This window comes from Nonomuraea sp. NPDC004186 (assembly GCF_053603495.1).
In genome coordinates this window covers 40,819-64,892 of record NZ_JBSGFQ010000032.1, presented here as the reverse complement: position 1 = coordinate 64,892, position 24,074 = coordinate 40,819, and the positions used below count along the sequence as shown (strand labels likewise).

Sequence of the window (24,074 nt, the reverse complement as noted above, 5' to 3'; positions counted from 1 at the left end):
CTTCCCTAGCTAGGCTCGCTGATCCGCTCCAGCCAGATCTCCCGCCAGAACGGGACGAACGCGCGGGGGCAGTTGGACTTGTAGACGCCGTCGCAGATGATTCCTTCGAGCGCGATGCAGGGGTTCTTCATCTCCAGCATCTCGCCCGTCTTCTCGTCGATGCAGCGCTCGACGCGGGCGCTCACGCGGGCGACGCGGCCGCACGAACGCGCCATGTCCTCCTCGAAGCCCAGCCCGCGGTTGAACCCCTTGGCGTTCAGCGTGGCGATGATCTCGTCCCTGGACTTGATCCGCACCAGCTCACCCGGCTGGAGGTCGGTCGTTCCCGTCGGCGTGGGGCCGGCGTGCGGGCCCGGCCGTACGAAGCCCCAGGCCAGGCCGCCCTTGATGCGCAACCACTTCGGGAACTTCCTGGACAGGCGCTGGTAGCGGTTGAACATCCCGAAGAAGAGCGTGCGCAGGGTCGGTCCGACCCCGGCGTTGCCCACCTGGATGTCGGTGACGTACTGGCTCATGTCCCGGAACGGGAGCCGTTCAGGGGCGGCGCGCAGCAGTTCCGTGGCCTGGCAGCGGAAGCGCTCCTCGCCCTCCGGCCCCGGCTCCCTCCGGGTGTTGACCTCGAGGATCGGCAGCAGCGGCCGCTCGGGGCGGACGGCCGGCTCCGAGGTGGGCGGCCCGTCCACCCGCTTGAGCCAGGCGGTCTTCCAGTAGAGCAGGCAGGCCGTCTGGCAGCCGCCGTGGGCCGACCCGTCGCAGCGGGAGCCCGTCAGATGGACGGCGTCCTCCATGCGCCGCATCCCGGTCCTGGTCATCGTGTCGCAGAGCTTGTTGGCCACCTTGTGAACGGTGAGCCGCTGCCCGCAGAATCGCAGCATCTCCGGCATGAAAGGGAGGCTGTCCAGCTCCCCCTTGTCATCGAGCGTGGCGAGGATCTCTTCCGCACTGAGGACCTCGACCACGTCGCCGACTTTCAGCGCCAGGTTCAACCCATCCACTCCTTCACCAGGCCCGCGTTCTGCAGGGCATGTGCCGCGTCCGCTATTGCCTGGAACGGCAGGTTCGACCGTTCCGCGATGTCCAGGAGACTGTTCAGCCCGTCGGAAAGGCTCAACACCCACAACATCGCCATCTGCGCTTGTTTCGTGTCACTGCGCCCGCCGAGTGATCCGTACAGGCCCCGGGCTCCCAGCTGGGGCTCGCCGTACGGGCTGAGATTCTGGTAGCGGCGGTTGCCCTCCAGAACCCGCACGGCCGTCCACAGCGTCTCAAGGGTGTCCTCCATCGCCTCGGGACGCACGAAATCCGGATTGTCGGCCGAGGTGTGATATTCCGGGTATCCGCCGTACTGCGTCCTGGTCAACGAGCCGACGGCGAGGTTGAACCCCGGCGAGCAGTACTGCCGCTCGTCGTAGCCGTACGGGGAGAAGTCCAGGACGGTGTGCGGCCGGCCCTTCAGCACGTGTGCGAAGACCTGGTCGATCTCGGCGTCGCCGCGCCTGCTGCGCTTGTAGGTGATCGTGCCGCTGTCCCCCGCGCAGGCCAGGGTCACGCCGTGCCTGATCCGGTCGGTGCGCTCCCGGTTCAGGGCGAGCCAGGTGATCGCACCGATGGTGCCGGGCGCGAAGATGAACCGGTAGGTGTACCAGGGGTCGGACAGCCGCTGCGCCAGGGCGACGGCCACCGCCACGCCGGCCAGGTTGTCGTTGGCCAGCGAGGGATGGCAGACGTGGCAGGAGATCAGCACCTCCTGCGAGCTGCTGCCGGGGACCACGTACTCGCCGTAGGTCAGGTACCCGTCGGCCAGCGTGGAGTCGATCCTGACCTCGTACGGGCCGTCGGCCATCCCGTCCAGGGTGTTCTGGCTCAGGCAGAAGCCCCAGGTCTCGGCGTAGTAGCTGGTCCGGTACGGGATCAGGTCCGGCTGTTCGGGCAGGGTGTGCAGGTGCCCGCGCAGCTCCTCCAGGGACATCGTGGCCTCGACCGGCACGCTGTATCCCACGACGTGCAGGTTGGAGTCCTGGAAGTCGACCACCTTGTTCCCCGCGGCGTCCTTGATGGAGGCGTCGCGGATGTTCCACTCCCGGGGGATCGTCCAGTCGAGGACCTTGGTCCCGGTCGGCACCTGGGTGATCTCCAGCGGGATCGACTCGCCGATGATCTCCAGGGTCTGCCGCAGCCCGTCGCCGGTGATGCTCCGGCACAGCGGGTAGAGCCGCCGTACCAGGTCGTGCATTTCCGCGCCGGTCATGGGCGCAGGGTGTCGTCGACGGTGCCGGCCTCGCGCCGGTCGGCGAGCCGGGCCAGCCGGGTGAAGCGGCGCTCGAAGTCCTGCTTCGTCAGACCGTGCTCGCGGTAGGCGTCGATCAGCTCCACCGCGCCCGCCTTGACCGTCCAGCGCGCCTCGTAGCCCAGCTCGGACCTGATCCGGGAGAAGTCGACGCGGTAGGAGCGCGGATCGGATCCCGTCTCGCCCGTGATGCTCAGCGTCGATCCGGGCACCGCGGCGACGACCTCGGCCGCGATCTCGGCGACGGTCACGTTGTTGACCTCGGTGCCGACGTTGAAGGCCGTCGTGTGCACGGCTTCGCGGGGCGCGACGAGAGCCGCCGCGAAGGCCTCGGCGATGTCCCTGGCGTGGACCAGCGGGCGCCAGGGCGTGCCGTCGGACAGCACCCGGACCTCGCCGGTCAGGTGCGCGTGGCCGACCAGGTTGTTCAGCACGATGTCGGCGCGCAGCCTCGGGGAGAACCCGAAGGCGGTGGCGTTACGCAGGAACACCGGCGTGAAGTCGTCGTCGGCCAGCGTGACCAGGTCGTCCTCGACCCGCACCTTGGACTCGGCGTACGGCGTCACCGGCCGCAGCGGCGCGTTCTCGTCCAGCAGCTCCTCGCCGCCGGACGCGCCGTAGACCGAGCAGGTGGAGGCGTACAGGAAGCGGCGCACGCCCGCCTCCTTGGCCAGCCTGGCCAGCCGGACCGAGGCGTGGTGGTTGATGTCGTAGGTCAGGTCGGGCGCGAGCGCGCCGAGCGGGTCGTTGGACAGCGCGGCCAGATGGATCACCGCGTCGAATCCCGCCACGTGTTCGGGACCCGCGTCACGCAGGTCCACCGCGTGCGCCTCGACCTTCTCGGGCGCGGGGCCGAGCAGGCAGTCGGCGAACAGGCCGGAGTCCAGGCCGACCACCTCGTGCCCGGCCTCGGCCAGCATGGGGGCCATCACGGTGCCCAGGTAGCCCTGGTGACCGGTGAGAAGTACCCGCATCAGTTCTCCAGATCGACGGTGAGCTTGGAAACGTGGAACGCCTCGGCATAGCGCGCGTGGCACTCGATGCCGCGGATGCGGGCCAGGCCCAGGAACGCCTCGCGGTCGTACCAGGGCCGATGCCGCTGGGAGGCGTAGTGGCGCTGGAGCAGATCGACCTTCAGCTCCGCCACCTCCTCCGTCAGCGGCTGGAAAACGGCGGGCGCGGCGAGGTCGCCGTCCCATTTGACGATCTCGTAGCCGAGCGTCAGGTGGTCGCGGAAGGCCGTGGGCACCAGCTTGGCCAGCCCGCGGTGGTCCTGGTGGGCGTCGCCCCGCCAGGGTGCGAAGATCAGGCCGGGGTCGGTACGGGCGCGCAGCTCCTCCACCGCGGCCTTGGCCTCCTCCCACCTGGCCGGCAGGTAGCCGTCGGGCAGCTTCAGCACGGTGACGCGTAGCTCGGCGCCCGGGCAGAAGTCCGCCAGCGCCGCGCGCTCCTCGTCCTCGCGCTCGGTGCCGCCGCCGGACAGCACCAGCGCGTCCACGCGGATGCCGGGGCGGGCGGCGCAGACCGTCAGCAGGCTGCCGCCCGCCCCGATCGCCAGGTCGTCACAGTGCGCGGCGAGCGCCACGATGCCGTCGAGCCGCCCCGCGCGCAGACCGATCACCGGGACCGTTCCCAAAGGGCCCACGGGCGCTCGCCCCGGGAGTAGGCCTCGTCCAGCTCCATGCGCTGGTTCACGGTGTCGGTCGGCCGCCAGTAGCCGCGGTGCGGGTAGGCCAGCAGGCGTCCGCGCTTGGCCAGCTCCACGCAGCCGTCGGCGACCAGGTCGCCGTTCTCCGGGATGTGCTCGAAGACCTCCTGGGTCAGCACGAAATAGCCGCCGTTGACCCACACCGGCATCTCGCTGACCGGCGAGATGCCGCCGATCAGGCCGTTCTCGCCCACGTCCACGCAGTGGAAGGTCTGGGACGGCGGCACGACCATCATCGAGGCGGCCGCGCCCGACTCGGTGAAGCGGTCGATGATGTCGGGCAGCGGCGCGTCGGTGAGCACGTCCGCGTAGTTCGCGAGGAACATCTCGTCGCCGTCCAGGTGGTGACGGACGCGGCGCAGCCGTTCGCCGATCGGGGAGTTGGTCCCGGTCTGCACGAACGAGATGGACCAGTCGGAGATGTCGCTCGACAGCAGCTCGACCTTGCCGCCGCGTAAGACGAAGTCGTTGGACGTGGCTTCCTGGTAGCCGAGGAAGAAGTCCTTGATGTGGTGGGCACCGTAGCCCAGGCACAGGATGAACTCCTTGTGCCCGAAGTGCGCGTAATAACGCATGACGTGCCAGAGCAGCGGCCGCGGGCCGACGAGCGCCATCGGCTTGGGCACCTCGCCCGGCACACCCGTACGCATGCGCGTGCCGAAGCCTCCACAGAACAGGACAACCTTCACACGACCTCCAGGTGTGGGATCGGGAAGACCAGACGGCCTCCCCATTCGTGCACATAGGAGAGCTGAGCGGTGAGCTCTTCGCGCAGGTTCCACGGCAGGACCAGCACATAGTCCGGGCGATCTTGAGCGATGCGCTCCGGAGCGGCGATGGGGATCCGGGTGCCCGGAGTGAATCTGCCGTGCTTGTAGGGGTTGCGGTCAACCGTGTAGGCCAGCAGGTCCTGACGGATGCCGCAGTGGTTGAGGAGCGTGTTGCCCTTTCCCGGCGCGCCGTAACCGACGACCGTCTTGCCTTCCTCCGCGGCGTCGATCAGGAAGCGGAGCAGGTCGCGGCGGACGCGTGCGACCCGGTCGGCGAACCCGGCGTAACCGGACAGATCGTGAAGTCCGGCCGCCTTCTCCCGCGCGAGCACGTCGAGCACCCGATCGGACGGGCTCCCCGACGGCCGGGCCCACAGCCGGATGGATCCGCCGTGGGTGGGCAGCAGCTCGACGTCCACCAGCGTCAGCCCGCCGGAGGCCAGCGCCCGCTGCGCGGAGGCGACCGTGTAGTACTGGAAGTGCTCGTGGTAGATCGTGTCGTACTGGTTCAGCTCCATGAGCGTGAGCAGGTGCTGGACCTCGATCGACACCCACCCGTCGTCGGCCACCAGAGCCCGCAGGCCTTCGGTGAAGCCGACCACGTCGGGGATGTGCGCGTAGACGTTGTTGGCCACGACCAGGTCGGCCGGCCCGTGCTCGGCCCGCACCGCAGCGCCCGTCTCCGGCGTGAGGAACGCGGTGAGCGTCGGCACGCCCTTGTCCTTGGCCGCCTGTCCCACGTTGGCCGACGGCTCGATGCCCAGACACCTGATGCCGCGCTCGACGACGTGCTGCAACAGGTAGCCGTCGTTGCTGGCCACCTCGGCCACGAACGACGGCTTCAAACGTTCCACAGCGGAGTCGACGAACTGCCGTGCGTGTTCCACCCATGAGGCGGAATAAGACGCGAAGTAGGCGTATTCGGTGAAAGTTTCTTCCGGTGTGATCAGCGGCGGTATCTGCGCCAACCAGCAACTGGTGCAGACCCGCAGGTGAAGTGGATAAGTGAGCTCGGGCTCGTCGAGCTGTTCCGCGGTGAGGAAGAGCTCACAGGGCGGAGTCGCCCCGAGATCCACCACACCGACCAGGTCGGCCGAACCACACAGCCGGCACGATGTCCTCAACAATGGGCCCCACCCGAAAATGACAAGATTTCCCCCTATGGCAAACCCACAGCCGTACTTCGGGTGGGCGCCAAGGAGTGTTACAAGTATCTTCATGAAGCACCTGAGCATCAGTGGAGCATTTGTCTACACCCCCCGCATCCACAGCGATCCGCGGGGCGACTTCCTGGAAAGTTTCCGCGCCGCCGACCTGCGGGAGGCGCTGGGGCAATCGATGGACCTCGCGCAGGTGAACTGTTCGGTCTCCAGACGCGGCGTGCTGCGCGGCGTCCACTTCGCCGACGTCCCCCCGGGCCAGGCCAAATACGTCATGTGCGTCTCGGGCGAGGTGCTCGACGTCGTCGTGGACGTGCGCGTCGGCTCGCCCACCTTCGGCCGGTGGGAGGCGGTGCGGCTGAACGACGTGTCGCGCTGCGGGATCTACCTCTCCGAGGGCCTGGGGCACGCCTTCATGGCGCTCAGCGAGTCGGCCACCGTCCTCTACCTCTGCTCCACCACGTACGACCCGGCGCGCGAGCACGGCGTCCACCCGCTGGACCCGGATCTCGGCATCGAATGGCCGCTCGACGGGGAGCCGATCCTCTCGGCCAAGGACGGCGCGGCGCCCACGCTCAAGCAGGCTCAGGAAGCGGGGATACTCCCATCGTGGTAAGTGTCGTGATACCGGCCCACAACGAGGCCAAGGTGATCGGCCGCTTGCTGGACGGCCTGCTCCGGGAGGCCGCGCCCGGCGAGTTCGACGTCGTGGTGGTGGCCAACGGCTGCACCGACGGCACGGTGGCCGCGGCGCAGCCGTACGACGTCCGTGTCGTGACGACGCCGGTCCCCTCCAAGCGCGAGGCGCTGCGGCTGGGGGACGAGGCGGCACGCGGATATCCCCGGCTGTACGTGGACGCCGACATCGAGCTGAGCACCGCCTCCGTCCGCGCGCTGGCCGATGTGCTGGCCGCGCCGGACGGGCCGCTCGCCGCCGCGCCCGAGCGGGAGCTGGCGCTGGCCGATCGCCCGTGGCCGATCCGGGCCTACTACGCGATCTGGACGCGGCTGCCGCACGTGCGCGCCGGGCTGTTCGGCCGCGGCGTCATCGCGGTGAACGACGAGGGCAACGCGCGGATCCGTGCGCTGCCGCCGGCGATGGCCGACGATCTGGCCGCCTCGCTGGCGTTCACGCCGGACGAGCGCGTGATCGTGGCCGGCGCGCGTGCGGTGATCCAGACTCCGCGTACCGTCGCCGACCTGATGCGCCGCCGGGTGCGGGCAACGACCAGCGTGAGCGAGCTGGAGCAGGCCTCGGCCACGGCCGGGGAGCGCACGGGCATGCGGGATCTGCTGGCCATCGTGGCCGGAGACCCGCGCCTGGTGGGCGCGGCGGTCGTCTTCGTCATGGTGGCGGTGCTGGCCAGGCGGAGAGCCGCCCGCGCGATCCGCGCGGGCGACTACACCACCTGGCTGCGTGACGAGAGCAGCCGGGACTAACCGACCGGCGTGTTCATGTCGGTGGTGATCTCGGCCGCGGTGAGCGCCTTGTTGTAGACGCGGACCTCGTCGATGAGGCCGCTGAAGTACTCACCCGAACCGCTGTTGCCGCCGATCCGCAACGGACTCGTCCCGGTACGCAGGTTGCCACCGGTCGGATTGGTGGCGACCTGCGTGCCGTTCACGAACATCCGCAACGTCGACCCGTCATACGTCGCCGCCACATGACTCCAGGTGTTCAACGGCAGGTTGCTCGCCGCCGGAGCATTGGCCCCCGATGAGGTGTAGATGAACGCCGCCGGGCCGCTGCTCCCGCTGCCCATGATCGCGTAGGCCAGATCGCTGCCGAACTCCTTCATCAGCACCGTCCGCCACCCCGAGACGCTGTCCGGCCGTACCCATGCCTCCAGGGTCATCCCGCCGGTCAGCCGCAGCGACGCGGAGTCGGCCACCGTCACCCAGCTCGACGTGCCGTTGAACGACAGCGCATGGCCGTACTTGCCGGCCGACCAGGTGGCCGCGGTGGCCGTGCCGTTGTTGCCGTTGCCGGAGGCGTCGGCGACGGCGGTGCCGTTGCCCGCGTTCATCCCGTAGGCGGCCACCAGCCCGCTGACCGTGGGCGGCTGGGTCACGACGGCCGACGCCTCGTTGGACGACGGGCTGGTGTTGCTGGACCCGTCGAAGGCCACGACGCGGTAGTAGTACGTGCCCGCCGCGACACCCGAGTCGGTGAACGACGTGCTCGCGGTCGAGCCCACCTGGTTGGCGCCGGACGGGGTGAACCCGGCGGTGGCGGACCTGTGGACGGTGTACCCGGTCACCCCCACGTTGTCGGTCGAGGCCGTCCAGGTCAGCTGGGCGCTGCCCGGACCGCCGGTCGCCGCCAGCGAGGCCGGTGCGGTGGGCGCCTGGGTGTCGGGCGGTCCCGGCTGGCCGACGGGGGTGTTCATGTCGGTGGTGATCTGCGCCGCGGTGAGCGCCTTGTTGTAGACGCGGACCTCGTCGATGAGGCCGCTGAAGTACTCACCCGAACCGCTGTTGCCGCCGATCCGCAACGGACTCGTCCCGGTACGCAGGTTGCCGCCCGTCGGGTTCGTGGCGACCTGCGTGCCGTTCACGAACATCCGCAACGTCGACCCGTCATACGTCGCCGCCACATGGCTCCAGGTGTTCAACGGCAGGTTGCTCGCCGCCGGCGCGTTGGCCCCCGACGAGGTGTAGATGAACGCCGCCGGGCCGCTGCTCCCGCTGCCCATGATCGCGTAGGCCAGATCGGCGCCGAACTCCTTCATCAGCACCGTCCGCCACCCGGAGACGCTCGTGGGCCGTACCCACGCCTCCAACGTCATCCCGCCGGTCAGCCGCAGCGACGTGGAGTCGGCCACCGTCACCCAGCTCGACGTGCCGTTGAACGACAGCGCCTGGCCGTACTTGCCGGTCACGTTCCACGCGGTGTTCGCGGCCGTGCCGTTGTTGCCCTTGCCGGAGGCGTCGGCGACGGCCGTGCCGCCGCCCTCGTCCATCGCGTAGGCGGCCACCAGGCCGTCCGGTGTCTGTGACCGCTGGTAGGTCGCGGTGTAGGTCGCCGCGGTGGCGGGCGCGGTGAGGTTGTGGCTGGCCGCGCCGCCGTCGGACCAGGAGGTGAACGTGTGGCTGAAGCCGTCGGCGCTCTGCGGCGAGGGCGCGGAGACCGAGTTGTGGGAGCCCACGATCACCGTCCGGGTGAAGGGGGCGACGGTCTGCTCGCTGTTGAAGCCGAGCTGCAGCCCGGTGGGCGCGGTCTGGAAGGTCAGGTTCACCGTCTTCGGCTGGAGGGTCACGCTCTTGGTGTCGGTGAGGCCGTGCGCGTCCGTCACGGTCAGCCTGAGCTCCAGATGAGCGGGGTATTCGTGGTCCGGAGCGGCGAAGGACCCGCTCGCGCCGGTGAACGTGGTGATCTCGTGCTCGTGGCAGGTGCCGGGGCAGTGATGCATGATCAGCTTCCAGGACATCCGCGACCCCGGGATCGTGCCGTCCTGGGCGTCCGTGCCGGTGCCGGAGAACGCGATCGTGTCCCCGACCGCCCAGGTGAGGGTGGCCGACGGGGAGTTGATGGTCGCGGTCGGCGCCGTGTTGCCCACGTTGACCGTGACGGTGGCGTCCCCCAGGCCGCCGCGCCCGTCGTCGGCGCGCAGCTTCACCACGTAGGAGCCCGGCTGGGTGTAGGTGAAGGACGGGGCGGCCGAGGTGGAGTCGTCGAAGTCGCCGTCGCCGTCCAGGTCCCACCGGAAGGTGAGCGGGTCGCCGTCGGCGTCCGCGGATCCGGCGGAGGTGAAGTTCACCGCGAGCGGCGCGTTGCCCGACGTGGCGCTCGCGCCGATGACCGCGGTCGGCGGGGTGTTGTTGTAGAGGTAGCGGATGATCTGCCCGTTGGTGAAGTCGACCGCGAAGAGGTCGCCGCCGGGGCCGGTCTGCAGCTCCACGGCGGGCATGCCCGAGTCGAACGTGGTGATGGTGGCCGGGTCGGGCAGGCCGTTGGCCCCCTTCGTCATGACCCAGACGCACGATCGGCTGTAGTCGGAGAAGAACATCGCGCCGTCGTAGGTGTCGGGGTAGGGGCCGCCGTTGTAGAAGGCCACGCCGCTGGAGGAGGAGCCGCCGGACGGGCACGGGTCGTTCGGCGCGGGCCTGGAGCCGTGGTTCCAGGAGAAGTACGGCTGGGCGTGCGCCGCGGCGCCTTCCGCGTAGAGGTTCTCGCAGAGGGTCAGGTTGAGGTTGTCGTAGCCGCCCTGCCTGGCGGCGCCTTCGTAGCAGGGCCAGCCGAAGTTCTTCACCGGGCCGGTGGGGTCGGCGATCCGGTTGATCTCCTCCCACGTGTTCCAGCCGACTTCACCGGCCCAGACCTCGCCGGTGCCCGGCCGGATGGTGAAACGGAACGGGTTGCGCTGGCCGTAGGCGATGATCCTGGCCACGTTGGGGTCGCTGCTGCCGGCGTTCGGGTTGCCGGGGGCGGCCGCGCCGGTGTTCGGGTCGATCCTGATGACGGTGCCGTTGAGTGCCGCGGGGTCGCCGCCGGTGCGCGGGTCCTGCGAGCGCAGCGCGCCGCCCTCGGCGGCCGGTGGGGTGAGCGCCGTGCCGACCGGCGACGGCGGGTCGCCGCACGGGTTGTCCGGGGTGACGTCGGAGCTGGTCAGGTTGTCCTGGCCGTAGTCGGCGAAGTTGAAGCTGGCACCGTCGCCGCCGCTGGCGTAGAGCATGCCGTCGGGGCCGAACTTGAGGTCGCCGACGGAGTGGCTGGGGTGCTGCTGGCACCAGTCGGTGATCAGCGGGGTCTCGGCGACCGAGCCTCCCGAGGGCGCCAGCGAGGATAAGCGCCCGGTGATGAGGCAGCCGTCGCCGGTGGCGCCGGGCGGGGTCGGGCAGGGGTCGGCGCTCACGCCCGTCGTGCCCCAGCGCGGCGCGGTGCCGCCGGGCACCGCGTCGTAGGCGTACAGGACGTAGATGCGCGGGTCGGCCGGGAAGTTCGGGTGCAGGGCCATGCCGAGCAGCCCGCGGTCCCAGAAGTTGTGCACCTGCGTGCGCAGGTCGGCGTAGATCGCCGGTGTGGTGTCGGTGATCGAGTCGAAGACCTTGATCAGGCCGCTCTTCTCGGCGACGAACACCCGGCCGTCCGAGGCGAACTCGATGTTGGTCGGGTTGGTCAGTCCGCTGAAGACGACCTGTCTCTGGAAGCTGCCCGGCAGCGCCTGCGCCGCGGACGGCGCGATGAGCGTCAGGCCGGTGGTGAGTAGCAGGACGGAAAGGAGCGCATGGCGAAGCCGCCTCAACACGAGAACCCCCCTTGAGCCGAAACTCCCCCGAGCCCTGAACTCGATCTATCGCACCGAATCAGGCGGAAGTCACGAGGGCTGTCCACAAGTGGACAGCCACGCGTACAGCAACCACCCCAGTTCGTACGGCCGGCACTCCCGATCGACGGCGACCGGCGGATAGATCCGGTCCAGCACGCCGAGGCGCATCCCCTGATGCACCCCCGTCGCCACGGCCCGCACCCCGCGCACCAGTTTGCGGGGATCCGCCCTGGCCTCCTTGCGCCACGTCAGAGCGAGCTCCTCGAGCACGAAGGACGGCCGCTCGATCATCCAGTCGAGGCCCTTGGAGATCTCCGCCACGTAGGCGGTGCCCCCCGCGTCGGCCAGGTCGAGCAGTGCCATCGGCCCCATCGACAGCTGATGGACGCTGTAGACCGGATAGCCCTCGACCACCGACCCGGTACGGGCGTCGTAGTGCCACCACCACTCCCCCTGCGGGCCCTGCGCGTGGCAGATGCCCTCCGCCACCTGCTCGGCCGCGCTCAACGCCTCGGCGTCGCCGGTGGCGGCGTGCAGCCTGGCCAGCGCCTGCAGCGGGTAGACCTGGTCGGCGAAGCAGCCGACGTGGGCGCGGTACCGGGGGACCAGCGCCCCCTTGCCGAGCGCGTGCGGGTAGAGCCGGTTGCCCGCCAGCCCGGCCAGCAGCCGCTCACGGGCGCGCTCGGCCCGGCCGTCGGTCACGCCGGCCGCGACCAGGGCGGCCAGCGCCCACGCCGCCTCGACGGTGTAGATCGGGCCGTCCGCGTCCAGCTCCGCGAGCCGGCTCAGCGCCAGATCCAGATCGGTGTGCCCGGCCTCGGCGGCCGCCCAGCAGATCAGCGCGGCGTCGCCGACCCCCGTCACCTCCGGCAGCCGTTTGATCAGGTTGCCCACCAGGTCGAGGAGGCTGTCACCGGCCAGGGCCGCCCGCTGCCGCTGCTCCGTCAGGGTCCCCACGCCGAGCGCGACGATCGCCGAGTAACGGATGCTGCGCCCTTCCGGCACCGCCGTCCACGTCCCGTCGTCGTTCTGGCGGCCCCGGCGGGTGAACACGAACTCGCCGTCGGCGTAGCCCGGCGGCAGCCCGCGCACGGACAGGTCCACCATGCCCGTCACGAAGTCCTGATGTCCGGAGCTCAGCAGAGCGATCCGGTGATCCGTCACGTCGTCTCCTCGATCCTGCGTTTGACACCGGCCCGCTCCCGGAGCACCAGGAGCAGGAATCTGCCGTTGGTCCGCACGTAGCGCGGACCGAGCCGCAACGGCTCCTGCAGCATGCGGTAGAGCCATTCCAGGCCCAGGCGCTGCCAGCGCACCGGCGCCCTGCGGGTGTGCCCGGCCAGCACGTCGAACGAGCCGCCCACGCCGTGGATGATCCGCGCCCGGGTGCTCTCGCCCCACTCGCGGATGAAGATCTCCTTCTTCGGCGAGGTGATGCCGAGGAACAGCAGGTCGGCCTGGGATTCGGCGATCTCGGCGGCGACCTCGGCCGAGTCCTCCACCGGGAAATATCCGTTGCGCGAACCGGCGATGCCCAGCCCGGGGTAGCGCAGCCGTACCTGTGCCAGCACGCGGGCCAGCACCTCGTCGGTCGCGCCCAGGAAATAGGCGCGGTAGCCGCGCCGGTGCCCCTCGGCCATCAGCTCCGTGAACAGGTCGATGCCCGCCACCCGCTCGGGAAGCCGGTGACCGAGCATCCGCGCCGCCCAGACCACCGCCTGCCCGTCGGCCAGCACGAGATCGCTGTCGACCACGGACTGCCGTAACGCGGCGTCCGTACGCATGTTGACCACCTTGGCGGCGTTCACCACGCCGATGGTGAGCCTCCTGTTCTCCGAGACCGCCGCCACGCACCGCGCGATCACCTGACGCATGGTGAGGGCGTCCAGTGTGGTGCCGAGTATGGTCTTCCTGGAGGCCTGCTCCGGCAACCTCGTCATCCATCCCCCTGGGTGTCCATGACATATCGGTTCCGGCTCCGGAAACGTGACATCACGGGAGGACCAGCTCGGTGAGCGTCGCGCGATGGTCCGTCCGGGGCATCCGCAGGGTCTGAAAGCTCCGGATCGCGATCCGGGGGTCGGCCAGCACATGATCGATGGCCACCTTCGGGAACAACCGCGGCTGCTGGTAATAGGGCCAGGTCATGGCCAGCCCCTTGCCGGTGACGTCGGCGGCGTCCCGGTAGCCGGTGGCGATCAGGTCGCGCAGCACCGCGTGGTCCAGGGTGGAGTTGAAGTCCCCGGCCAGCACCCGCAGGCGTCCTCCGGCGGGTGGCAGCGCCCGGATGCTCGACGCCCAGCACGCCGTACGCCAGCCCTCGGAGGGCGCGCACGCGTGGACCGCGACGAGGTCCACCTCCCGCCCGCCCGGCAGGGTGACGACGGCGGGAAGGTGGCGCGGGCTCTCCACGAAGGCGGGGGCCGCGATCGGCGCGTCCCCCGGCCGCAGCGGGTAACGCGAGTAGATCGCCGCTCCCTGGGAGTCCTCCCCCGGCAGGACGATCTTGTACGGCAGCAGCCGCCCCAGCCCGAGCTCCTCCACCCGTTGCCGCATCAGGTCGGTGAACTCCAGCAGGTGCAGCACGTCCGGCCGCTCGCGCTCGACCGCGTCGACCAGGTCGGGCGGCAGCACGGAAGAGTGCAGCAGGTTGACGGCCATCACCCGCAGCACCGGGCCGCCGGCGGGCGGGTTGCCCTCCGGGATCGCGCGCGGCAGCACGATGACCGCGAAGGCGACGGTCACGACGAGCGCGGCCGCCAGCAGCGCCCCGGAGCGTAAGAAGACCGCGAACCCCAGCGGCACCAGCGCGAGCACGGCCGCGTACGGCGTGAACGACACGAGCTGGGACCAGACGAACTTCGGCTCCCATCCGCACAGGCGCAGTCCCGCCCACCCGGCGAGGCCCGCGACCATGAGCCACAGCATCGAGTCCCTCAGACGACGCTGCACCGGCGTCCACGCATCAGCACCGGCCAGGCCGCGTGCAGCGCCGCCTGCCAGTGCCGGATCGGCTCCCCCCGGGCGTGCGCGAGCACGCTGTAGGCCGGCCGCTTGGCCGGGCGGGGGAAGGCCTCGCTGGTCACCGGGCGCACGCGGTCCGGGTCGGCGCCGAGCAGGCTGAAGATCTCCTTGGCGAACCCGCACCAGGTGGTCTCGCCCGCGCTGGTGCCGTGGTAGACGCCCGGCGGCAGGTCCGACCGGGCCAGCCGGACGAGATAGTCCGCCAGGTCGGCCGCCCAGGTCGGCTGGCCGTGCTGGTCGTCGACCACGTCGACCGTGGGCCGCTCGGCCGCCAGCCGGATCATGGTCGACACGAAGTTCGCGCCGCCCGCGCCGTAGAGCCAGGCGCTGCGCACCACGTAGTGCCCGTGCTCCAGCGCCGCGTACTCCCCGGCGAGCTTGGTCCGCCCGTACGCGTTGATCGGCCCCGTCGGCGCGTCCTCCGCGTACGGCACCACGCCGTCCCCGTCGAAGACGTAGTCGGTGGAGACGTGCACCAGCCGCGCCCCCGCCAGGTCGCAGGCCTCGGCCAGCCAGCGCACGGCATGCCCGTTGACCGCCAGCGCCTCCGCCTCGCTTGCCTCGGCGTCGTCCACCGCGGTCCAGCCGGCGCAGTTGATCACGACTCTCGGCCGGTAGGCGGACACGAAGTCACGCACCGCGCGCCTGTCGCACAGGTCCAGCTCGGCCCGCCCGAGCGCGAGCACCGGCTCTCCCGTCAATGCCGCCCTGTCCAGGACGTCCGCGGCGAGCATGCCGCCGGCGCCCGTGATGAGCCACCTCATGCCGCCTCCCGGCGCAACCGATCGATCACGAGGTCCACCGGTCCCGGTGCTCGGCGTACCAGCGGACGGTGTCCTTCAGCCCCTGCTCGAACGGGATCTCCGGCCGGTAGCCGAGCGCCCGCAGCTTCGCGTCGTCCATCGAGTACCTGCGGTCGTGGCCCTTGCGGTCCTCGACGTACTCGACCGCGTCCCAGCCCCTGCCACAGGCCTGGAGCAGGCGGCCGGTCAGCTCCTTGTTGGTCAGCTCGGCCGTGCCCGCGATGTTGTAGACCTCGCCCGGCTCCCCCTTCTCGGCGACCAGCCGGATGCCGGCGCAGTGGTCCGCGACGTGGATCCAGTCGCGGACGTTGCCGCCGTCGCCGTACAGGGGGACCTTCCGGCCGCGCATCAGGTTCGTCAGGAACAGCGGGATGAGCTTCTCCGGGTACTGTCCCGGCCCGTAGTTGTTGCCGCATCTGGTGATCGAGACGTTCAGGCCGTAGGTGATCGCGTAGGCCCGGGCGATCAGATCGCCGGCGGCCTTCGACGCCGCGTACGGCGAGCGCGGGCGCAGCGGCGCGTCCTCGTCCCACGAGCCGATGTCGATCGACCCGTACACCTCGTCGGTCGACACCTGGACCACCTTCGGCACCCCGGCCTCCAGGCACGCCTGGAGGAGGGTCTGGGTGCCCAGCGCGTTGGTGCGCATGAACTCGGCCGCGCCCTCGATCGAACGGTCCACGTGCGACTCGGCCGCGAAGTTCACCACGAGGTCGTGGCCGGGGACGACGCTCCTGAGCAGCTCGGCGTCGCAGATGTCCCCGTGCACGAACTCGTGCCGCACTCCCTCAAGGTTGGCCCGGTTGCCGGCATACGTGAGCTTGTCCAGCACCGTGACGTACATATCGTGCAGATTGCGGACGAAGTGCGAGCCGATGAAGCCCGCACCGCCCGTCACCAGGATCCGGGTCATGAACTGATCTGTACCTTGCTGTGATCGCCCAGCACGAGACGGTGGGCTCTGGGCGTGTTGGGCGCGGGGGTGACCTCGACGTCATGGCCGATCAGCGACGACTCGATGCGGCCGACCCCGGCGATGGAGGCCCTGGGCAGCACGATCGAATACTCGATCTCGCTGCCGGTGACGGCGCAGTCGGCGCCGATGGAGGTGAAGGGGCCGACGTAGCTGTCACGGATCCGCGCGCCGTGGCCGATGATCACCGGGCCGACGATCCTGGACCGCTCGACCACGGCCCCCTCCGCGACGACCACCCGGCCCACCAGCTCGCTGGCGTCGTCCACCTGCCCGCGTACGCTGGGCTCGACCGACTCCAGGACCAGCCGGTTGACCTCCAGCATGTCGGTGACGTTGCCGGTGTCCTTCCAGTAGCCGGAGATCACCGAGGACTCGACGCGCAGGCCCGCCTCGATCAGCCACTGGATCGCGTCGGTGATCTCCAGTTCGCCCCGCCACGACGGCTTGAGCTCGGCCACCGCCTCGTGGACGGCCGGGCTGAACAGGTAGACGCCGACCAGCGCCAGGTCGCTCTTGGGGCGGGCGGGCTTCTCCTCCAGGCCGACCACCCGGCCGGAGGCGTCGAGCTCGGCCACCCCGAACTGGCGCGGGTCGCCGACCCTGGTGAGCATGATCTGGGCGGCGGGCCGCTCGCGGGCGAACCTGTCCACCAGGTCGTTGATGCCGCCCACCACGAAGTTGTCGCCCAGGTACATGACGAAGTCCTCGTCGCCCAGGAACTCCCTGGCGATCAGCACGCCGTGCGCGAGCCCGAGCGGGGCCTCCTGTCGCAGGTACGTGACCTGCAGCCCGAAGGCCGAGCCGTCCCCCACGGCGGACTCGATCTCCGCGTGGGTGTCGCCGACCACCAGACCAAGCTCCCTGATCCCCGCCGCCGCGATCGCCTCCAGCCCGTAGAAGAGGACCGGCTTGTTCGCGACCGGCACCAGCTGCTTGGCCGAGGTGTGCGTGATGGGCCGGAGCCGTGTGCCCGACCCCCCGGCGAGCACGAGTGCTTTCACCGCTAGTAAGCCCCTTCTCCACGGGTGACGACGGACCAGGTCTTCCAGAGGATCTGCAGGTCGAGGATGAGCGACCAGTTCTCCACGTACCGCAGGTCGAGGCGTACGGACTCCTCCCAGCTCAGGTTGGAGCGGCCGCTGACCTGCCAGAGCCCGGTCATGCCCGGCTTGACCACCAGCCGGCGGCGGACGTCGGCGCCGTACTGGCCCACCTCCTCCGGCAGCGGCGGGCGGGGGCCGACCAGGGACATCTCTCCTCGGAGCACGTTCAGCAGCTGGGGCAGCTCGTCGAGCGAGTATTTCCGCAGGAAAGCGCCTACCCGCGTGATTCTTGGATCGTTCCTAATCTTGAAGAGCACGCCGTCGAACTCGTTCGCTTCCAGAAGTGCGCTCTTGAGCCGCTCCGCATCAACCACCATCGTACGAAATTTCACTACATGGAACTCTTTGCCGCCTTTGCCGACCCTGATCTGGTGGAACAGCGCCGGCCCCTGGCTGGTGAGGCGGATCACCAGCGCGATGGCCAGCAGCGGCAGCGCCAGGAGCAGCAGGGCGGCCGCCGCGACCAGGCGATCGAAGACGGTCTTCGCGACCTGCTTGGTGCCGTCGAACTCGGGGTGCTCCAGGTGCAGGAGCGGCATCCCCGCGACCGGCCTGATGCTGATACGCGGCCCGGCCACGTCCATGAGTGCGGGGGCCACGAAGAGGTCGGTGCGCGCGGTCTCCAGGCTCCAGGCCAGCCGGCGCAGCGCGGCTCCGTCCAGCTCCGGGCAGGCCAGCACGGCCACGGCGTCGGCCTGCACGCGCTCGACCACCGTGGCCACGTCGCCGAAGGAGCCGAGCACGGGGATGCCGTCGAGGTCGATGTCCATCGCGCTGTCCGGAAGGCAGGCTCCCACCACCTGCATTCCGTGGTGCGGCTGCCGCCTGAACTGCATCACCAGGTCGAGAATCGACTCCCGGTGCCCGACCGCGATCACCTGACGCATGTAGTCGCCCACCGCTCTCCTTCGGTGGAGACGCTTACGCATCCGGTAGCGGAAGTAGAGCGTGGACAGCAGCGCCAGCGGCAGCATCGCCATCACGAAGCTGCGGGCGACCGCGGTCTGCGTCGCGTAGGCCAGGATGGCGACGGTCGCCATCAGGCCGACACCGCCGTTGAAGACGGCCTTGAACTCGTCCGTTCCCTCGCCGTTGGCACGCTGCCGGTACGCGCCGCCCATCATGAGCGCGACGGGCCAGGCGACGATCAGGCCGAGTCCGAGCATGAACTCGACCCACGGAATGAACACCCCGGCGATGAGCCTGATGCTCAGCACGCATACGCATGCCAGCAGTGCGCATGTCGTATCACCGCCTAACAGGAGCCGTAGGTACGCGCGCGTCCAGATGCTCGACGCGCGGCGTGGCACGGCCCCGAGGAGCACGACAACGGACTCCCCAGTCCCCACCCTCATAGCACCACCCTGAGAACTCTTGTGCACCGCGATAACAGGACGTTCCTTGAACCACATGGGTTGACATGTCCCACGCACAATCAAGGGCGGCGGCCCCCACTAAAGAGTAAAGATCGATTCCGGTACGGGGAATAACGTCCAATGTCCACAATCGGACGAGGGCTCAGCAGCTGAAGGGCTTGACGGAACGATCCATAAGTGCAGCGGTCTAGCTGGCAAAATGTACGGTTTACGGTGGAATTTCGGCAGGTTGCCGCCGAATCAAGCCGCTAGTCGTACTCCAGATCCGGCAATGCGGACGGCGGGTCAGGACTGCGCCAGACGACCACAACCCCGTCACGCGCGGAGTCGGCGGCCAGGGCCAGCCGATCGAGGTCGAAGTCCGGCAGATAGCGCAGCCGCGCCAGGAAGGTGGCGTCCGTGGCCGAACGCGGCACGACACAACCGTCGCCGTCGCGGTCGAGCAGGATGTAGAGGACGTCCTCCCCGGCTTCGGCTTCGGTGACGACACGGACCTCCACCACGTCCTCCCAGGCGAGAGCCTCGACGCTACCGTCCGCGTAGTGACGGGTGACGCCCTCTTCCGTGACATATACGTAGGAGTCCGGCATCGGATTGCCGTGCATGGGCGCGATTCTTGCGAGTTCAGGGGCTGTCCCGCAAGGGTTCGCACACAATGGTGCGGTTGACCCCGTCAGTGACCGCCCCACGAGTGGCTGAGATGCGCGGCCACCGCCGCCCTGGCCGCGTCCTCCGGGCCGTCGGCGATGGCGTCGAGCAGCTCGCGATGCTCGCGCACCAGGACGTCCCGGTCCGTGTAGACCTCCCGGAGCCGCACCGTCCCGAGCCGCGTCTCCGCGGCCAGGACTCCGTAGAGCCGTTCGAGCCGGGGGCTCCCCACGGCCTCGATCAGCGCCTGGTGCATCGCCATGTGCTCGGCCACGCACTCCGACCAGGGCGCGTCGGCGGGCAGGGCCGCCATCCGGTGCAGTGCGGCCTCCGCCCCGGGAACCCGCTGCCCGGCCACGGCCTGCGCCATGAGGTCTTCGAGCGGCCTGCGGACGTACATGAGATCGTCGAGGTCCGAAAGCGTCACCTCAGGGACATAAGCGCTGCGGTTGCGCTCGCGTCTCAGCAGCCCCTCGTGGACGAGGCTCGCCAGCGCTTCCCGCACGGTCGGTCTGGCGACGCCGTACGAGGCGGCGATCTCCTGCTCGGGCAGCGGGGTGCCGGGCGGGATCTCGCCGGACAGCACCCTGCCGCGCAGGGCGTCGGCGAGCGCGCCGACGGTGGAGACGGGTCTGAGCGGCAACGTCACGGCTGCGACTCTAGCTCCCTTTCCGGCAGAAGCTCTTGCTCGCGTACTTTCTCCGGGATCGCCACGGCCACCAGGCTCAGCGCGAGGAGCACCAGGCCCGCGATCGAGATCGGGGCCAGCCGCTCGCCGAGCACCACCAGGCCGAGCAGCGCCGCGACGGCCGGCTCCGCCAGGGCCAGCGTGGCGGCCGTGGCCACCGGCGTGGTCCGCAGGCCCCTGCCGTACAGGAAATAGGACAGGGCCGTGGTGCCGAGGCCCAGGTAGACGACGGCGAGCAGCCCGCGCGGCTCGCCCATCCAGGCGACCCCGTTCGCCAGCAGGACGGGCAGCATGATCAGTGCCGCGCCGCCGAACATGACCCCCATGACCGCGTTGGACTCGGTCCCGCGGCCGATCGCCCGGGCCGCCATGACCGCGTAGAAGGCGTAGACCAGGCCGCCGAGCAGCGCGAACAGCACTCCCGAGACCGTCTGCCCGCCGGCCTCGGCCCCGCCTCCCACGATGACCGCGGCGCACCCGCAGATGGCCGCCGCAGTCGCCGCGGCCCACCGCCCGCTCGGCCGGTGACCGTGGAGGAGCCAGGACAGCAACCCCGTGAAGACGGGCCCGCTCCCGATCGCCACCACGGTGCCGATGGCGACCCCCGTGCGGCCGACGGCGGCGAAGAAGCAGAGCTGGTACGCGGCCACCGCGACGGCGGCCAGCAGCAGGCCCGGCCTGATCGCCTTCCTGACGCCGGCCCCGGCCACGAGCGCGAGCACCGTCCCCCCGATGACCAGCCGCGCGGCGGCCAGCGCGACGGAGTCGGCGGAGACGAGCAGTCCTGCCGTCCCGGCCGTGCCCCAGAGCACGGAGGCAGCGACAACGGCGAGTGGTCCGTTTCTCATGCTCGCCATTGTCTGACAATTAGACAATTTCGTCCAGTTGCTGGTCGATCAGCCGCCCCGCCGGGGCCACCACCTCCCCCGCGTAGTCGTCCAGCACGGCCAGGGCGTCATGGATGTCCGGCACGCTCTTGCGCGGGAGCTCGAACAGCGTCTCGTCCTCCGCGGTGATCGACCCCTCGATGTGGAAGGCGCCGGCGAAGACGGCGATGGAGATCTCGAAACGGACCTCGCGGCCGTCGGGCAGCGTGAGGCCGGTGCCGACGCGGGCGCCCGCGGGCGGGAGGAAATAGGAGAAGGGCTCGCTTCTGGCGAACGGGTGACGTAATTCCGCGAGCATCCCTGACGCCCGGCTCAGGGCTTCCAGGAGACCGGCTGCGGCCAGGCTCTCGCTGTCCACCAAGAAAGGGTAGATCAGCGGGGCGGTACGTGGCCATTCGTCCCGCTGTTGCCCCTGCACTAAGAGCGGTGCGGGTGGGCCAGCCGCACTCTCAGGAGGTCGTGTCGGAAGTAGTACAGGCCGCCCACTTTCCGGAACACACCTCGTTGGTAGCCGTCCTCCAGGAGCGCCGTCACATCCCATGGCAGCCGGCCGGTCGCGGCGAGCAAGATGCGCGCCACGACGAAGCTCGTGCGGGAAGTCTGCAGAATCGTCATGAAGACGACCACGGCCAGCGCCGCCAGGGCGAGCGCGTACGGCGAGGCGGCGGGCCCACCGATGATCCCGAGCGTGACGGCGAAAGAGAGGATCACCGCCTGAAGAGCGATCAGGGCAGGCGACAACACCGTGAGGGCCCAGAGCGCGGCCACCGCCGCGATGCCGCTCGCGGCACCGGCCGGCAGGCTGTCTCCCGCCGCGAGGTACCAGTGAACGGCGGCGAAGCACACCGCCGCGGCGGCCCATGCCCCCCACTGGCTCCTACGCTCCGGAACCGTGTTGGCGAAGGCGTAGTAACCCAAGATGCCCAGCGCCATGGCCGTACCTGCGATGGCGCCCAGAGAGGCGTCCGCCGCGAGGCCGAATGCCGCGCCGGTGCCCAGACCGGCCACGAGACCGGTGATCACGCTGCTCGCCACAGGCGCGACCCTGTCCCCCAAGGCCGCCCCGGAGATGCCCTGAGTGCGGAAATGCCGGGCGAGGAAGGTGAGCCACCTGTGCACGTCGTTCGCGCGCCAGGGCGAGCTCGGATGCCCTGACGGGTCCGAATAGAGCGCGGGAACGATCTGCGTCAGGAGGTGGGCCTCCACCTCACGCCTGCTCGTGAAGGCGAGCAGGTCGTCCGGGTCGGCGGCGCGCTCGGCGTAGGTGACCCGGGCCAGCGACAGGGCCAGAGGGGTGGAGAGCCCGCGGGCGAGCTCTCCGTCCGGATGCGCGGCCAGTTGCGCGAACACACCGTCCCACTCGGCGAGCCGGGCGGGCTTCGTGGTGACGGTCAGGTAGTCGCGGACGGCGACGGCGTCGAGCGGCCTGAGCTCGATCACGGCCGCGGCGGTCAGGACATCGGCCTCCCTGGAGTCGATGGTGGCCAGATATTCGCCGGTACGGCTGGTCAGGAGGACCGGACGAGTGGAGCCGAACGCGGCGTTGATCTTGGTCAGGGCTGTCTCGCGATCGGCTTGCCGCATCTCGTCGAGCCCGTCGAGGACGAGCAGCAGGCGGTCCGTGCCCAGAGGCTCGTCGAAGGCGTAGTCCTCGCGGAGGCGTGAGTAGATCCAGGCGCGCAGCGACTTGTCCGACGGACTCCAGGTCGACAGTCTCAGGATCACCGGCACGGGCGCGGCCGGGTCGCCTGACTTGTCGCGGGCCGCCAGGCAGGCCAGAACGAAGCGCATGACCAGGGAGGTCTTGCCGGCGCCCGGCTCGCCGAGCGCGACCAGGCGCATGCTGGGGAGCTTGGTGTGGAAGGTCTGGTAGAGATCGTCCAGGGTGCCGTCGAGGTCGACGGGTGTGTCGTCGCCCCCGATGACCCGCCAGTGATCGCTGACCGGCGGGCCGAGCGTGCGCCACGAGACGGGCAGCGGCTGCGGGTCGAGCAGGCGTTGCCGTAACTCCTCCGACTCCCACACCTGCCGGACCCTGGCGGCCAGCCGATCGGCGCGCGCGGCCTCGACGTCCGCCGCCGGCTCGGCCTCGTCGAGGGTGCCGAGGTCGCCCACTTCCTTGGCGCGCTGCCGTAACCAGCCGATCGAGGCCGCGGCGGCGACGAGGACGCTGACGGAGAAGCCCCCGACGCTGGCCCACCGGTCGGCGTTCTCCAGTCCCTCCGAGACGAAGAACACGGCCAGGGCGATGCAGCAGGACGGCACGAGCACGATCGTGGCGACCAGCGCCCACCAGTACCACCCACGAATGTCTGAGCGTGATCGCGCCACGCCGGCGTGCCTCCGGACCATCGTGCGGACAACGGGCTGCATGCTCGGAGCCATGGCAGGTGCCGCCATCGGGTCGAGCATGCATGCGGACAATAGCGCGACGCGGCCCGCTCAGCGTCACTCGCCGGTCTGGAGCGGGGGATCTGTGGCCAGGCGAGCGTGGCGTTCGACGTCGTGACGGACGCCGTCGTGACGGAGCTTGCCGCGTTCGATGCCCTCCGGCCGGAACCCGGCCTTCGTGGCGACCCGGCACGACGCCGGGTTGTTGACGCGGTGCCCCAGCTCCAGCCGGTAGAGCCCCAGCTCGCCGAACGCCCACCGGGCCAGCTCCCCGGTGGCCGCCGCGGCGATGCCGCGCCCCCTGGCCTCGGGCAGGACCCAGTAGGACACCCAGCCGTTGTCGTGCTCGTCGAGGCGGGACACCGCGACGTTTCCGACCACCTGCTCACCCTCGGGGCCCTCGACCGTGACGGCGAACGCGTGGCCCACCCCCTGCCAGGCGGTGATCCACCCGGCGGCGTCCTTGAGCGTGACGACAGGCCAGGACGCCTGCGTCCGCAGGTCCGGCGCCCGGAAGGCCCTCAGCACGACCGGCGCGTCGTCCGCCCGCCACTCCCGCAACCGAACGCGCACAACGCCCACAATGCCCGACATTACCCGTAATGCACCTATAACGCGCCCTGCCCGATTTGATGCGCGGCCTCGAACTCGGCGACCATCGCCTTCGGCGCGGTCAGACACCAGGCCTCGGCCACCAGCTCGAACAGCTCGTCAGAGTCGATCTTGTCGAGGTGCACCACCACCCAGCCGAACCGCCCGGCCGTGAACTGCACCTCGAACACCTCGGGCCGCTCGGCCACCAGCGCGATCTGCTCCTCGATCGTGGCCTTGAGCCCGACGGTCTCGGTCGCCTCCCACAGGTAGCCGAAGCCCTTGTCGCGGACCTTGAGACCGATCCACTCGCCGCCGTGGCTCATGCGGACCCCGGGCAGCTCGTCCAGCAACTGGAGGAACTCATCGACGCTCACACCCATGCCCGCCTG

23 protein-coding genes and 1 pseudogene are annotated in these 24,074 nt (G+C 70.1%); 2 read left to right on the top strand and 22 right to left on the bottom strand.

The features are described from left to right. Positions 1-5: 5 nt before the first annotated feature. The 7 genes and pseudogenes from ACWEPL_RS25500 to ACWEPL_RS25470 all read right to left on the bottom strand — a co-directional run. Positions 6-995, bottom strand: a complete 990-nt coding sequence (locus ACWEPL_RS25500) for a hypothetical protein (protein ID WP_397373624.1) — start codon at positions 993-995, stop codon at positions 6-8. After that, positions 983-2,248, bottom strand: a complete 1,266-nt coding sequence (locus tag ACWEPL_RS25495) for a DUF4910 domain-containing protein (protein ID WP_452437632.1) — start codon at positions 2,246-2,248, stop codon at positions 983-985. The genes ACWEPL_RS25500 and ACWEPL_RS25495 overlap by 13 nt, the downstream gene beginning before the upstream one ends. Further along, positions 2,245-3,261, bottom strand: coding sequence for an NAD-dependent epimerase/dehydratase family protein (locus tag ACWEPL_RS25490; RefSeq protein WP_397373622.1), 1,017 nt, complete (start codon positions 3,259-3,261; stop codon positions 2,245-2,247). Before ACWEPL_RS25490 ends, ACWEPL_RS25495 begins: the two co-directional genes overlap by 4 nt. After that, complete coding sequence (locus ACWEPL_RS25485; RefSeq protein WP_350733522.1) at positions 3,261-3,908, bottom strand: PIG-L deacetylase family protein; 648 nt, start codon at positions 3,906-3,908, stop codon at positions 3,261-3,263. The genes ACWEPL_RS25490 and ACWEPL_RS25485 overlap by 1 nt, the downstream gene beginning before the upstream one ends. Next, positions 3,905-4,684: a sugar phosphate nucleotidyltransferase gene (locus tag ACWEPL_RS25480; RefSeq protein WP_355206657.1), complete on the bottom strand. Its 780-nt coding sequence runs from the start codon at positions 4,682-4,684 to the stop codon at positions 3,905-3,907. The genes ACWEPL_RS25485 and ACWEPL_RS25480 overlap by 4 nt, the downstream gene beginning before the upstream one ends. Beyond that, a complete protein-coding gene (locus ACWEPL_RS25475; protein ID WP_449903045.1) occupies positions 4,681-5,619 on the bottom strand; it encodes a class I SAM-dependent methyltransferase in 939 nt (312 codons plus the stop codon). The genes ACWEPL_RS25480 and ACWEPL_RS25475 overlap by 4 nt, the downstream gene beginning before the upstream one ends. Positions 5,620-5,703: 84 nt before the next feature. Further along, a pseudogene (locus ACWEPL_RS25470) lies at positions 5,704-5,985 on the bottom strand (class I SAM-dependent methyltransferase); the annotation flags it as partial. Here ACWEPL_RS25470 and rfbC point away from each other — a divergent pair. Together rfbC and ACWEPL_RS25460 are read left to right on the top strand one after the other, a co-directional pair. Beyond that, on the top strand, positions 5,984-6,541 hold the full coding sequence (rfbC, locus tag ACWEPL_RS25465) for a dTDP-4-dehydrorhamnose 3,5-epimerase (protein ID WP_350733516.1): 558 nt from the start codon (positions 5,984-5,986) through the stop codon (positions 6,539-6,541). The pseudogene ACWEPL_RS25470 and the gene rfbC sit on opposite strands and share 2 nt — an antisense overlap. Next, positions 6,535-7,365, top strand: a complete 831-nt coding sequence (locus ACWEPL_RS25460) for a glycosyltransferase (RefSeq protein WP_350733515.1) — start codon at positions 6,535-6,537, stop codon at positions 7,363-7,365. The genes rfbC and ACWEPL_RS25460 overlap by 7 nt, the downstream gene beginning before the upstream one ends. On the opposite strand, the gene ACWEPL_RS25455 is transcribed toward ACWEPL_RS25460, so the two are convergent. The 15 genes from ACWEPL_RS25455 to ACWEPL_RS25385 form a co-directional block, all read right to left on the bottom strand. Beyond that, the gene (locus tag ACWEPL_RS25455; RefSeq protein WP_452437631.1) at positions 7,362-11,174 is read right to left on the bottom strand and encodes a LamG-like jellyroll fold domain-containing protein; all 3,813 of its coding nucleotides are present in this window, start codon (positions 11,172-11,174) and stop codon (positions 7,362-7,364) included. The genes ACWEPL_RS25460 and ACWEPL_RS25455 overlap by 4 nt on opposite strands. Before the next feature lie 69 nt (positions 11,175-11,243). Further along, on the bottom strand, positions 11,244-12,359 hold the full coding sequence (locus ACWEPL_RS25450; RefSeq protein WP_452437630.1) for a hypothetical protein: 1,116 nt from the start codon (positions 12,357-12,359) through the stop codon (positions 11,244-11,246). Beyond that, a complete protein-coding gene (locus tag ACWEPL_RS25445) occupies positions 12,356-13,135 on the bottom strand; it encodes a WecB/TagA/CpsF family glycosyltransferase (protein WP_452437629.1) in 780 nt (259 codons plus the stop codon). Before ACWEPL_RS25445 ends, ACWEPL_RS25450 begins: the two co-directional genes overlap by 4 nt. Positions 13,136-13,187: 52 nt before the next feature. Continuing rightward, on the bottom strand, positions 13,188-14,147 hold the full coding sequence (locus ACWEPL_RS25440; RefSeq protein WP_363981180.1) for an endonuclease/exonuclease/phosphatase family protein: 960 nt from the start codon (positions 14,145-14,147) through the stop codon (positions 13,188-13,190). Next, a complete protein-coding gene (gene rfbD, locus ACWEPL_RS25435) occupies positions 14,132-14,983 on the bottom strand; it encodes a dTDP-4-dehydrorhamnose reductase (RefSeq protein WP_452437628.1) in 852 nt (283 codons plus the stop codon). Before rfbD ends, ACWEPL_RS25440 begins: the two co-directional genes overlap by 16 nt. A gap of 25 nt (positions 14,984-15,008) precedes the next feature. Then, positions 15,009-15,935 carry a dTDP-glucose 4,6-dehydratase gene (gene rfbB / locus ACWEPL_RS25430; protein WP_452437627.1) on the bottom strand — a complete coding sequence of 309 codons (927 nt, stop codon included), beginning with the start codon at positions 15,933-15,935 and terminating at the stop codon, positions 15,009-15,011. After that, positions 15,932-16,999 (bottom strand): glucose-1-phosphate thymidylyltransferase, encoded by a 1,068-nt coding sequence (locus ACWEPL_RS25425; RefSeq protein WP_350733503.1) that lies wholly within the window; start codon positions 16,997-16,999, stop codon positions 15,932-15,934. Before ACWEPL_RS25425 ends, rfbB begins: the two co-directional genes overlap by 4 nt. Before the next feature lie 2 nt (positions 17,000-17,001). Further along, positions 17,002-18,456 (bottom strand): sugar transferase, encoded by a 1,455-nt coding sequence (locus tag ACWEPL_RS25420; RefSeq protein ID WP_363981170.1) that lies wholly within the window; start codon positions 18,454-18,456, stop codon positions 17,002-17,004. 269 nt (positions 18,457-18,725) lie between these two features. Next, positions 18,726-19,082: a hypothetical protein gene (locus tag ACWEPL_RS25415; RefSeq protein ID WP_350733499.1), complete on the bottom strand. Its 357-nt coding sequence runs from the start codon at positions 19,080-19,082 to the stop codon at positions 18,726-18,728. A gap of 68 nt (positions 19,083-19,150) precedes the next feature. Further along, positions 19,151-19,774 carry a GntR family transcriptional regulator gene (locus ACWEPL_RS25410; protein WP_363981166.1) on the bottom strand — a complete coding sequence of 208 codons (624 nt, stop codon included), beginning with the start codon at positions 19,772-19,774 and terminating at the stop codon, positions 19,151-19,153. After that, positions 19,771-20,661: a DMT family transporter gene (locus tag ACWEPL_RS25405; protein ID WP_452437626.1), complete on the bottom strand. Its 891-nt coding sequence runs from the start codon at positions 20,659-20,661 to the stop codon at positions 19,771-19,773. The genes ACWEPL_RS25410 and ACWEPL_RS25405 overlap by 4 nt, the downstream gene beginning before the upstream one ends. A gap of 19 nt (positions 20,662-20,680) precedes the next feature. Then, positions 20,681-21,058, bottom strand: a complete 378-nt coding sequence (locus ACWEPL_RS25400; RefSeq protein WP_363981160.1) for a hypothetical protein — start codon at positions 21,056-21,058, stop codon at positions 20,681-20,683. Positions 21,059-21,117: 59 nt separating this feature from the next. Then, on the bottom strand, positions 21,118-23,073 hold the full coding sequence (locus ACWEPL_RS25395) for an NACHT domain-containing protein (protein WP_452437625.1): 1,956 nt from the start codon (positions 23,071-23,073) through the stop codon (positions 21,118-21,120). Positions 23,074-23,148: 75 nt separating this feature from the next. Then, entirely contained in the window at positions 23,149-23,664 is a 516-nt protein-coding gene (locus ACWEPL_RS25390) for a GNAT family N-acetyltransferase (protein WP_363981154.1), read from the bottom strand. Positions 23,665-23,699: 35 nt separating this feature from the next. Then, positions 23,700-24,065, bottom strand: coding sequence for an MmcQ/YjbR family DNA-binding protein (locus tag ACWEPL_RS25385; protein WP_350733490.1), 366 nt, complete (start codon positions 24,063-24,065; stop codon positions 23,700-23,702). Positions 24,066-24,074: the final 9 nt, after the last annotated feature.

Excerpts from the sequence above, each read along its gene's own strand:
- ACWEPL_RS25495 (WP_452437632.1), bottom strand. The coding sequence starts at position 2,248 with ATGACCGGCGCGGAAATGCACGACCTGGTACGGCGGCTCTACCCGCTG.
- ACWEPL_RS25490 (WP_397373622.1), bottom strand. The coding sequence starts at position 3,261 with ATGCGGGTACTTCTCACCGGTCACCAGGGCTACCTGGGCACCGTGATG.
- rfbC (WP_350733516.1), top strand. The coding sequence starts at position 5,984 with ATGAAGCACCTGAGCATCAGTGGAGCATTTGTCTACACCCCCCGCATC.
- ACWEPL_RS25445 (WP_452437629.1), bottom strand. The coding sequence starts at position 13,135 with ATGACGAGGTTGCCGGAGCAGGCCTCCAGGAAGACCATACTCGGCACC.
- rfbD (WP_452437628.1), bottom strand. The coding sequence starts at position 14,983 with ATGAGGTGGCTCATCACGGGCGCCGGCGGCATGCTCGCCGCGGACGTC.
- rfbB (WP_452437627.1), bottom strand. The coding sequence starts at position 15,935 with ATGACCCGGATCCTGGTGACGGGCGGTGCGGGCTTCATCGGCTCGCAC.
- ACWEPL_RS25420 (WP_363981170.1), bottom strand. The coding sequence starts at position 18,456 with ATGAGGGTGGGGACTGGGGAGTCCGTTGTCGTGCTCCTCGGGGCCGTG.
- ACWEPL_RS25415 (WP_350733499.1), bottom strand. The coding sequence starts at position 19,082 with ATGCACGGCAATCCGATGCCGGACTCCTACGTATATGTCACGGAAGAG.
- ACWEPL_RS25405 (WP_452437626.1), bottom strand. The coding sequence starts at position 20,661 with ATGAGAAACGGACCACTCGCCGTTGTCGCTGCCTCCGTGCTCTGGGGC.
- ACWEPL_RS25395 (WP_452437625.1), bottom strand. The coding sequence starts at position 23,073 with ATGCAGCCCGTTGTCCGCACGATGGTCCGGAGGCACGCCGGCGTGGCG.
- ACWEPL_RS25385 (WP_350733490.1), bottom strand. The coding sequence starts at position 24,065 with ATGGGTGTGAGCGTCGATGAGTTCCTCCAGTTGCTGGACGAGCTGCCC.